At 34.1% G+C, this 10,866-nt stretch carries 10 protein-coding genes; 7 read left to right on the top strand and 3 right to left on the bottom strand.

Annotated features, from left to right (window positions below; genetic code table 11):
- The first annotated feature begins 12 nt into the window (after positions 1-12).
- The 5 genes from ISU00_RS15090 to ISU00_RS15070 are packed head-to-tail and all read left to right on the top strand — an operon-like array spanning position 13 to position 3,960.
- Positions 13-963 (top strand): isopenicillin N synthase family dioxygenase, encoded by a 951-nt coding sequence (locus ISU00_RS15090; RefSeq protein WP_228851503.1) that lies wholly within the window; start codon positions 13-15, stop codon positions 961-963.
- Positions 964-966: 3 nt separating this feature from the next.
- Complete coding sequence (locus ISU00_RS15085; protein ID WP_228851502.1) at positions 967-1,296, top strand: translation initiation factor; 330 nt, start codon at positions 967-969, stop codon at positions 1,294-1,296.
- 10 nt (positions 1,297-1,306) lie between these two features.
- The gene (locus ISU00_RS15080) at positions 1,307-2,248 is read left to right on the top strand and encodes a DUF1835 domain-containing protein (RefSeq protein ID WP_228851501.1); all 942 of its coding nucleotides are present in this window, start codon (positions 1,307-1,309) and stop codon (positions 2,246-2,248) included.
- The gene (locus ISU00_RS15075) at positions 2,229-3,101 is read left to right on the top strand and encodes a nucleoside phosphorylase (protein WP_228851500.1); all 873 of its coding nucleotides are present in this window, start codon (positions 2,229-2,231) and stop codon (positions 3,099-3,101) included. Before ISU00_RS15080 ends, ISU00_RS15075 begins: the two co-directional genes overlap by 20 nt.
- A gap of 10 nt (positions 3,102-3,111) precedes the next feature.
- Positions 3,112-3,960, top strand: coding sequence for a substrate-binding domain-containing protein (locus tag ISU00_RS15070; protein ID WP_228851499.1), 849 nt, complete (start codon positions 3,112-3,114; stop codon positions 3,958-3,960).
- A 260-nt stretch (positions 3,961-4,220) separates the two neighbouring features.
- On the opposite strand, the gene ung is transcribed toward ISU00_RS15070, so the two are convergent.
- Entirely contained in the window at positions 4,221-4,895 is a 675-nt protein-coding gene (gene ung, locus ISU00_RS15065; RefSeq protein ID WP_228851498.1) for a uracil-DNA glycosylase, read from the bottom strand.
- 152 nt (positions 4,896-5,047) lie between these two features.
- On the opposite strand from ung, the gene ISU00_RS15060 reads away from it, so the two are divergent.
- Positions 5,048-7,216, top strand: a complete 2,169-nt coding sequence (locus ISU00_RS15060; RefSeq protein WP_228851497.1) for an endonuclease MutS2 — start codon at positions 5,048-5,050, stop codon at positions 7,214-7,216.
- Complete coding sequence (locus ISU00_RS15055) at positions 7,213-7,632, top strand: thiol-disulfide oxidoreductase DCC family protein (protein WP_228851496.1); 420 nt, start codon at positions 7,213-7,215, stop codon at positions 7,630-7,632. The genes ISU00_RS15060 and ISU00_RS15055 overlap by 4 nt, the downstream gene beginning before the upstream one ends.
- A 236-nt stretch (positions 7,633-7,868) precedes the next feature.
- Here the strand turns inward: ISU00_RS15055 and ISU00_RS15050 are convergent, their stop codons facing one another.
- The gene (locus tag ISU00_RS15050; RefSeq protein WP_228851495.1) at positions 7,869-8,909 is read right to left on the bottom strand and encodes a glutathione synthetase; all 1,041 of its coding nucleotides are present in this window, start codon (positions 8,907-8,909) and stop codon (positions 7,869-7,871) included.
- 33 nt (positions 8,910-8,942) lie between these two features.
- A complete protein-coding gene (locus ISU00_RS15045) occupies positions 8,943-10,805 on the bottom strand; it encodes a flavohemoglobin expression-modulating QEGLA motif protein (protein ID WP_228851494.1) in 1,863 nt (620 codons plus the stop codon).
- Positions 10,806-10,866: the final 61 nt, after the last annotated feature.

Below are 10,866 nucleotides of genomic sequence, written 5' to 3'. Positions count from 1 at the left end.
AAATAATTCTCGATGAATAGTATTCCTAGTGTAGATTTAAATGATTTTATTTCCGATGATCCGGAGAGAAAGCAAAAATTTATTGATGAAATTGGAAAAGCATATGAAGAAATAGGTTTTGTTGCTTTAAAAGGTCATTTTTTGAATGATGATTTGGTCGAAGATTTGTACACTCAAGTAAAAAACTTTTTTGAGTTGCCATTAGAAATAAAGCAGAAATATGAAATTGAAGGAATTGGAGGCCAAAGAGGTTACGTGTCTTTTGGAAAAGAAAGCGCTAAAGGAAAAAAGGAAGGAGATTTAAAAGAATTTTGGCATTTTGGGCAGTATGTCGAGGACAATCCTCGGTTAGAAAAAGAATACCCCAAAAATGTTGAGGTTGAAGAATTGCCGAGGTTTAATGAGGTTGGAAAGGAAGCCTACCAAAGACTTGAGAAAACAGCCAAATATGTCCTCAGGGCTCTATCGCTTCATTTAGGATTAGAAGAAAATTACTTTGATGAATATATACATAACGGAAATTCAATACTTAGGCCTATACACTACCCACCTATTTTAGAAGAGCCAAAAGAAGCTGTTAGGGCTGCTGCGCATGGAGATATTAATTTGATAACTTTATTAATGGGGGCGCAAGGTAGAGGGCTTCAAGTTCAAAACCATAAGGGTGAATGGATTGATGCCATTGCCGAGCCAGATGAATTGATGATTAATGTTGGAGATATGCTCTCCAGACATACCAACAATAGGCTTAAATCAACTATCCATAGAGTTATAAATCCACCACGTGAATTGTGGAACACTTCTAGATATTCGATACCGTTCTTTATGCATCCAATTAGTAGTATGAAGTTAGATGTTTTAGATAATTGTGTTGATGAAGAGCATCCCCAACTTTATGAGGATATTACGGCAGGAGAATTCTTAACTGAACGATTGGTTGAATTGGGTTTGATTAAAAAATAGAAAATGGATTTAAAGGATCAATTAAAATCGTTATTTCCAGACCACGAAGAATCTGAAGAATCACAACAGACTGAAGAGGGATTGGGAATATGGTTGCAGGATGACCCGCTTATTTGTAAATATGAAAAGCGGAAAGGTAAGCCAATAACCATTATTGAAGGGTATAATGGTGCCACTGAAGATTTTAAAATTCTAGCAAAAGATCTAAAAAAACTCTTAGGTGTGGGGGGAAGTTTTAAAAATGAAACCATAATCATACAGGGGGATTTTAGAGATCAAATTATGATTCATTTAAAAGAATTGGGTTTTAAAGTAAAACGAGTAGGTGGTTAATATGGAGAAAATGACACTGCATATTACTAATGGTGATGTACTTACCGATAGACTTCTAAGTATGGGTTATGAAGGAGACTTTTTAACATGGAGTGAAATGCTCTGTGAGGGCCCGACAACTGAATTTATAGATTCTGAATCCCACGTTAAGCTTCGAAAAGACTTTTTTACACAGTTTTATGATCTTGTATTTGATGAAGAAAAGTATAAAATAGACATAGATAAGCTCAATCATCCCGAGAATTACACAGAAGTTATACTATGGTTTGAATATGACTTATTCTGCCATATTAATTTAATTGGGGTGATAAGCCTGTTAAGACAAAAAAAGATTCATCTCCCAATTTTTCTGGTTTCTAGTGGATGGATACATTCCGAAAAGACATTAAAAGGACTTGGGGAACTTAACGATGAACAATTAAATAAACATTTTAAGGAGCGTATTAAATTAAAGGATGAAGATTTAGATTTGGCCTATACCTTATGGAGAATTTACTGTGGTAAAGATCATAACTTATTTAAGCCATATATTGTTCAAAAGTCATCCTTTATTTACTTAAGCAATTGTCTAAAAGCACACTTAAAACGTTTTCCGGATTCCAATACTGGTCTTGGCATCTTAGAAAAAAACATTTTAGAGTTAATAAAAACGCATGATATCACTTCAAAACATCATCTACTGGGTTATATATTAAATTTTCAAGGTTATTATGGTTATGGAGACCTTCAATTGGAACGATTAATTGAATTGCTAACTCCTTTCTATACCCTTGGTGAGGATTACCTTAAATTAAACTCCACTGGTGAACAGGCTCTTAGTGGGAACACTAATTTTAGCATAGTGGTTAATAATGATATTCCTTATGGTGGCCTTAATAGATTAGATTTTCATTTTAGTGTGGAGGAGAATAAATTGATTAAACCAAATTTTAATGCCACTAAAGCCTTCTGAGTTAATCCTGAATAAAGATGGCAGTATTTATCACCTAAACCTATTGCCCCATCAAATTTCAGATACTATTATTACCGTTGGAGATCCACAACGAGTTTCAAGAGTGTCAAAGCATTTTGATCAAATTGAACACCGGGTTGAAAAACGTGAATTTATAACTCATACCGGGGTCTACAAAGGGAAACGATTAAGCGTCATTTCTACGGGTATAGGTACGGACAATATCGACATCGTTTTAAATGAATTAGATGCCTTGGCAAATATCAACCTTAAAAGTAGATTGGTAAACGAGGATCTTAAAGCCCTTAACATTATTAGGGTTGGGACCTCGGGAGCACTTCAAAGTGATATACCTGTTGATAGTTTGGTAATAAGTAGCCACGGTATTGGTATGGATGGTTTAATTCATTTTTATGGTCATCATGGGCAAATGGATGAGGTACTTTCCAACCATTTTGCGGATACTTGCAATATAGACACTTTGCACCCCATGCCCTATGCCGCTGAAGTTGATGAAAAGTTATTTAAACATTTTAAATCAAAGGAAGTTTTATCGGGAATGACCTTAACAAATGTTGGTTTCTATGGCCCACAAGGAAGAAGTCTTCGATTGAAATTGAGTGATGAAAGTCTTAATGAAAGGATAACCAATTTCAATTATAATGGATTGAAGGTCACTAATTTTGAAATGGAAACATCAGCAATTTATGGGCTCTCTAAATTATTAGGCCATAAAGCAATTTCTTTAAATGCAATTATTGCTAATCGTATTACAGGTGATTTTAGTAAAAAAGCGGGAAAGACAATGAATAGATTAATTGAGTACACCCTCAAAAAAATTGTAAATCTTTGAATTTAATAGGATGAAAAAAATTACAATTGGTGGAGTCCCGGAACATTTTAACTACCCATGGTATCTCACCCTTAAGAATAAAGAATACCATAAATTTGATATTAATCTGAGGTGGATTGATTATCCAGAAGGCACTGGAGCGATGTGTCAGGCTCTTAGGAATGGGGACATTGATATGGCTGTAATTCTAACAGAGGGTATCATAAAGGATATTGTCGATGGTAATCCATCTAAAATTATTCAAAAATTTGTTGGTTCTCCATTAAATTGGGGTATTCATGTCGCCTCACAAAGTGATTATCATAAAATTTCTGATTTAAAGGGTACAAAGGCCGCAATATCAAGGTTTGGTTCTGGTTCTCATTTAATGGCCTATGTGAATGCTGAAAACCATAACTGGAATTTAACTGAGGATTTAAAATTTGAGGTGGTCAATAATATTGAAGGCGCTGTAGATACATTGAAAAGCGGGTTTGCAGATTATTTTATGTGGGAAACTTTTATGACCAAGCCTCTTGTGGATCAGGGAATATTTAGAAAAATAGGTAACTGCCCTACTCCTTGGCCTTGTTTTGTAATTGCAGCTACAGATGAATTCCTGAAAGATAACAAAGAAGAGGTTGGAGCAATTTTGGATACGGTTAATACATATACAACCGGTTTTAAATTATTGGGGGGAATAGATCAAACAATTTCAAATAGATACGGGATTAAGCTTGAGGATGTTCAGGCTTGGCTAGAATCTACCCATTGGTCTCGAGAACAACTTAGTGATTATAAGGTTTCGCAGATACAGGAAACATTGTTTCAATTGGGTATTATAGACAAAATTCTTCCTTCAAATCAAATACTAGTCTAATTGGTTTGGTGAATAACCATGTTAATAAACTCATTATCCAATAGTTAGGTAATATTTTCATTTAACATAAATTTAAGTATATTTGAAAAACCTAAACCTTTCTACTTTACTTAACTATAAACCTGAACTTATGATTTTAACTGTTGGTATTGTACTCGCCGGTTTAATCGCACTAAATTTTCTTCTACTGTTTTTTAGCGTTAATAAGATTGAAAAACGTTCTATGAAAACAACACCGAAGGTGATTTTTAAACCAAAAATTAAGTTAACGACCACTGAATTGCCTCTTCCTTCGCTTGCTCCAACAGGGAGTTAGTTAGGCTAAAATGCTGGTTTCCAAACCATAAACCTCTATTTGCACTAAGTGGTGATGGATGACCAGAGGTTAAAACATGATGTTTTTTAGCATCTATTATTTTCGCTTTTTTCTTAGCGAACCCACCCCATAATAAAAAGATAACCCCCTCTTTATTATCACTAATTGCTTTAATTATAGCATCGGTAAATATTTCCCAACCTTTATTTTGATGGCTTCCTGCTTGATGAGCCCTAACTGTAAGTGTAGCATTCAATAATAATACCCCTTGCTTTGCCCAAGGCTCTAGATTACCCGATCTAGGATAAGAGGTTCCGAGGTCCGCTTGAATTTCTTTAAATATGTTTATTAACGATGGGGGATGTGATATTCCTTCATTTACTGAAAAACATAAACCATGAGCCTGGTTTGGTCCGTGGTAAGGATCTTGACCAATAATGACAACCTTAACCTTATCAAACGGACACAAATCTAACGCATTAAATATCTTTTTCCCTGGTGGGTAACATGTGTGATGTTGGTATTCATTTTTTACGAACGCAACCAATTCTGAAAAATAGGGCTTTTCAAATTCGTCGTTTAAAATATTTTTCCAGCTCGGATGAATCTCTACATTCATGAAATAAAATTAAAGTTGAAAAATACCAAGATTTGTATAGCATTCAAAAAATGTATAATACTATTGGCATTTTAATTAAGTATAAATTTATTAGCATCCTAGATGCTAGCTATATTTCATAATTTTGCTATCCTAAAATTAAAGGAATCTTAATGGGGAGAATCCACCAAAAAACTTTACAAGACCTTGAATTTCCTAGAATAGTTAGTATTATTCAAGGCTATTGCTTGACAGATTTAGGAAAAGACAAGGTCTCACATATAATACCTATAGATAAAAAGGAGGTGTTATTACAAGAATTACAGCTCACCAATGAATTTCTTGCGTCTTTACAAAATGAAAATAGAATTCCTAATCACCGCTTCGAGACAATTTCAGACCAGTTGAGGTTACTACAAATCGAAAACTCTAAAATTGAGGTAGAGGGATTTAGAAACTTGCTAAGTATTTCTGAAACAGCGAATGGCATCCTAAAATTCCTCAAAAAATTTGAAATTTATTATCAAGGCCTTCAGAGCTTCTCAAGTCACATTCCAATTACCGAAGAACCTATAATCCCCATAAAAAAGGTAATTGATCGTTTCGGAGAAATAAAAGATGATGCGTCAGAAGACTTAAAAAGCATTCGTAAATCGATAACTGAAGTTAGGTCAAAAATTAATCAAAGTTTTAACCATGCCTTATCCTCTTCATCGAGTCTTGATTTTTTAGATGAGATTAGAGAGTCAGTTATGGATGGGGTCCGAGTTTTGGCCGTGAAGGCGATGTACCGAAAGCGTGTAAAAGGTTCGATAATGGGAGGTAGTAAAACAGGAAGTATTGTTTATATTCAACCAGAAGCCACCCTAAATTATACTCGTGAACTTAATAACCTTGAATACGATGAAGAAGAGGAAATAACAAGAATACTAAAGGAATTAACGAATACATTAAGACCATATTCCTTTTTATTTAAAGACTATCAAGAGTTTTTAACGGCTTTGGATGTATTGCATGCCAAGGCTCATTTTGCTAAATCAATTAACGGAATCCTACCGAATATTAATAATGAAGAAGTGTTGCATCTTCGTGATGCATTTCATCCCTTATTGTTACTTCAGAACAAAAAAGAAGGATTAAAAACGTATCCTCAATCTATTGATTTGAATAGAGAAAATAGGATTATTGTTATTTCTGGCCCTAACGCTGGGGGTAAAAGTATTACATTAAAAACCGTTGGGTTGCTCCAAATAATGTTTCAAAGTGGTATTTTAATCCCCGTTCATGAAAAGTCTACCATATGTTTTTTCAAAAATGTATTGAGCGATATAGGTGATAACCAATCCATTGAAAACCATTTAAGTACTTATAGCTACCGATTAAAGCAAATGAATTACTTTCTAAGGAAATGTAAGAAGGGTTGCCTATTTTTAATTGATGAATTTGGTACTGGAAGTGATCCTGAATTAGGTGGTGCATTGGCGGAAACTTTTTTGGAGGTGTTCTATGCTCGGGAGGCATATGGTATAATAACTACCCATTATTCTAATTTAAAGGTATTAGCAAATGAATTACCATACATGCAAAATGCCAATATGTCTTTTAACGAAAGATCTCTAGAACCCGAATATAAATTGGGTATTGGCCAACCTGGTAGCTCATTTACTTTCGAGGTTGCCCAAAAAAATGGTATTCCATTTAATTTAATTAATAAGGCAAAAAAGAAAATTGAAAAAGGTAAAGTTCGTTTCGATGCAACCATTGCCAAACTTCACAAAGAACGATCTAAATTAGAACGTACTGAAAAGTCATTAAAAGCGAATGAATTAAAAACGCAATCTGAAGCGGAAAAATTGGAGGCGATTAATGAAAAAATTCAGAAGAAGTTAGAAAGTTACCAAGAACTGTATGACAAAGACCAAAGGTTAATTTTCCTTGGCCAAAAATTTGATGCCCTATCTGAGCAATATTTCAATGATAAAAAGAAAAGAGATTTGATGTCGGAATTGTTTAAAATGGTTCAGATTGAAAATTCAAAGCGTAACCGGGCTATCACTGATAAGGAACGGAAAGAAGAAAAACAAAAAGAAAGAGCTGTAACCAAAGAGGTGCAGAATAAAATTAAAACTATTCGAAAGAAAAAGAAAAAAGAATCTTTGGAGAAGAAAGTCGATGAAAAACCGAAGCCCTCTTTGAAGGTCGGCGATCGCGTTAGGCTTTTAGATGGAAAAGCTGTTGGAAGCATCGACAAGATTGAAAAAAATAAGGCAGTTGTAAATTATGGGATGTTCACAACAAATGTAGATGTTGGCCAATTAGAATTGGTGGAGGCTAAAAAATGAAAACTGAACCTAACAATACATATGTAATTTACTTTGATGGGGTTTGCAATCTATGCAATAACTCAATTCAATATGTTATAAGAAATGATTCAAAGAATTTATTTCAATTTGCATCCCTACAGAGTGAATATGCAAAAATGGCATTGGGATCGAAAATGATTGATTTAGGTAATTTAGAATCAATTATATTGGAAACTCCCGATGGCAAAATCTATAAAAGATCAAGTGCAGCTTTAAGAATTGCTTCAAAATTGAAATTTCCAATTAATCTGTTTGCTATTTTCATAGTTGTACCAAAGGCTATAAGAGATGCCGTTTATAATTATATTGGTAAGAATCGATATAAATGGTTTGGTAAACAAGAGAAATGCATGATTCCTACCCCTGATTTAAAAGAAAAGTTTTTAGATAAATAAAATGCAAAAACCCTTCGTTCTGAAGGGTTTTGCAATTAACAACTAATTAAAAACTAATAACTCTAAATTCTATGCAAGATTATATAAGCGAATGTATTATGGTTTGCTTTATTAAACTTGTATTCTAAAAGTACCATCAAATTGATTTCCTCTTAGAAATTTTCGTTCAAAGGCAGAGATTCGAAGATTAAAATGGTTAGAGTGCAATTTTTCTCCATGAAATACATTTAAATTTCCTAGAGTGTGGCAAGTCGACTATTGTATAAATAATCTGGATACATTTTTTTATAATCCACCTTTTTTTCAATAGCTTCAATTACTTTTGATGAGAAATCAACCCCGTACATTTGACCCATAACATTTAGACCACCAGGGCTAAACACATTAATTTCCATAAGTTTATTGCCAACTATATCTATGCCAACCATAAACATACCATCTTGCACTAATTTAGGTCTAACGATATCTGCTAATTCCATTATTTCGTCTGTCATTACTGCTTTGGTGGGTTTTCCTCCAGCATGAATATTGCTGCGTATTTCTCCTTTTGCATTCACCCTTTTCATCATGGCATATTGTCCTTTAACCTCCAGCGGTTCTCCATTAACTAAAAATAATCTAGTGTCTCCATTTTTCGCATCAGGTAAATATTCTTGGGCTATAACAAAACCATCCCTACAAATTGCATCAATGGTTTGACTTAGGTTATGTGCATTTTTCTTATCCATCATAAAGACATTTGCTCCCCCTGAACCTTGTAGTGGCTTTAGAATCATTTTTTGTTTTTGCTCTTCAAAAAATGCTTTAATCTCATTGTGATCTCTGGATATCACCGTTTTAGGTCTTAAAATTTCTGGGAAATGCTGAAAATACATTTTGTTGACCGCTCCTGCCAAACTATTAGGATGGTTCAAAACAATAACGCCATTTCGCATTGCGATTTCACCAAAAATAAAAGCCGCATTTTGTGCCCAGTCACGTTCATTGATTTCATCTGAAGGATTGTTTCTTAAAAACAAAACATCTAATTCTTCAGAAGTAACTTTTGAAAATTCCTCTTTTTGTACCGCCTTAAAAAATGTTTCTTGAGTATTGAAATTTTTACCCGTGACAGTTTTACATCTTACAGACAGATGACCTTTAGAGGCATACGAAAGTTCGCCGACCCCAATGAAATATACATCATGCCCTCTCTTGTAGGCTGCATATCCCAAGCCAGGAGTTGTGTAATTAGGTTTTTCTGTATTATGATCATTTATTATAAATGCTATTTTCATCTTTCAATTATTAAAGTAAAATTTTAGGAATAACTAATCACTTACCATATCCGTAATTTCGATTCCATTTCGAAGTCTCGTTAATCGCTGTTGAACTTGTGGTCGTTCTAAAAACCTTGGTATTTTAGGTTGGTTCAATACACCTCTATATAGTAATTCCTGAATAAGTTCGATGTGGTTCGTGTTGAATTTGCCGCAATATAGAATGTTTAAATCACCACCCTTTTTTAGATAGTTAAGTACATCAATAAGACCGGCTAAATAAACTGCATCTTTGGTCAATCCTCCACCCCTATATATTCTCATGGAGATATAATAAGCGGAGGTTGGAGAAAAATTATGGTTTTTGGTTAATAGTCTAAAAGTCTCCTTAAAGTTTGCTCCTTTTACCATACTGTCTACTGCCACAACCCTTCCGGCTAATAACCGAAGTCTTGTAACTGTTAACCCATCCACTAAATATTCTGCTAATACCGCTATACCTTCCTGTAACTGATCGTATCCTTCAAAACCAGCATACATTTGTTCTAGAGGTTGCATTTTACCATTGCAGTAAGTAACTATGTGGGTGCCTACTTCATGTTGAATTAATGCATCTGCCCGTTTTGAATTTATTGAGAGCTGGCTACTAACCAATAATTTTGTTTTAGAAACCATAATTCCCGCAATATCATCCCTTATTTCAATCTTTAATGAAATGTCCGGAAAGCATTCTTGATAATAATCAATCTCTTTTTGGGCAATACTGGCAAACTCGAAACAATCGTATCGTTTCTTACCAGATAAATTTTGCTTTTTAGGGAAAGTCCGGAGAATTTTTTTTGCTTCTTTTAAGGTATTTCTTTGGATAACTCCATACAGACTATTCCCGACATGTTTAAAATTGGTAGTCCCGCGCTCTTCAAGCATGGTAAGCTGTTTCTCAATTTCCAATCGTTTACCCCTTAATATAAAAGCAATTGTGGGATCCTCAATTTGATCGATTGGCACATTAAATAGTTTCCGCTTTTCAATTTCTGGATCAATGGCAATTAGTCGGTAATTAAAAGAGGGAGTCTTTTTATAATTATTCTCTTTAAATTTTATCCACTCCTCATAACTATTTACCGGAGTTGTTCTTAAGAGAAAAGACATTCCTTCACTAATTTCTGCCAATTCCTTATCTGACTTTAAGGTAATTTCATCGAGGCTGGTTTTGCCAAGCATTAAATAATTATCGAATGGGTTGGCAGTTTGTACTCGGATAAATTCGTAAGCCGAGCGCATTACGGTTTCAGAAAAAATGGAATGGAATTTTCGATAGAACAGATAATACAATTCTTTATTCGGTTCGTTTCTGTAAATGGTAGGTATTCCTACACCATAAATTATTGCCCCTAATTTTTTTAATTCACCATCCTCCAATAAAGGTTTTAAGTGGTCTGGTTGTCTAGGTTTTTTCTTAGAGATTGTATTGGTAATATGAATATTAAATTCAGAAAGTTGTTTAAAACCTTCTGCTAATGCCTTTGTTGTAGGTAAACTGTCTCCCTTTGGAGCACGAATTTTAAAACTATAATCACCATTTGAAATTTCAGGCCAAAATTCCATAATCAGCATTGAATGGAATTTTTCTGTCATGGTAGTTGCAATTGCTCTTAAAAGAGGTTTTAAATCGACTGAATCATGAACGATAATATAGGCGCCTTGGGTTTTTAACAACCCTGAAAAATAGGGGTCTTCTTCATTGTATCTGTAAATGCATAAGTAAGGTAATAGCTTATCGATGTAGACTGTCCCCTTATCTGAAAATTTTTCAAAGACAACACCTTTGTTTTGGATTTTTGTACAAATCCTCTCTAATAGTTGATCATTAATTACCGGGGTCGTCTTATCCTCCATTGTTTCACTTCCCATAATGCAGAATTATGAAATATTGTTGATGTTCTTTAGCTCTTTCAGAAAATAGAGTGTCTTA

It is taken from the genome of Aegicerativicinus sediminis (assembly GCF_015476115.1).
Lineage (GTDB): Bacteria > Bacteroidota > Bacteroidia > Flavobacteriales > Flavobacteriaceae > Aegicerativicinus > Aegicerativicinus sediminis.
The sequence above is the reverse complement of the archived record's forward strand: the minus strand, read 5'-3'. Positions and strand labels throughout refer to the sequence as shown.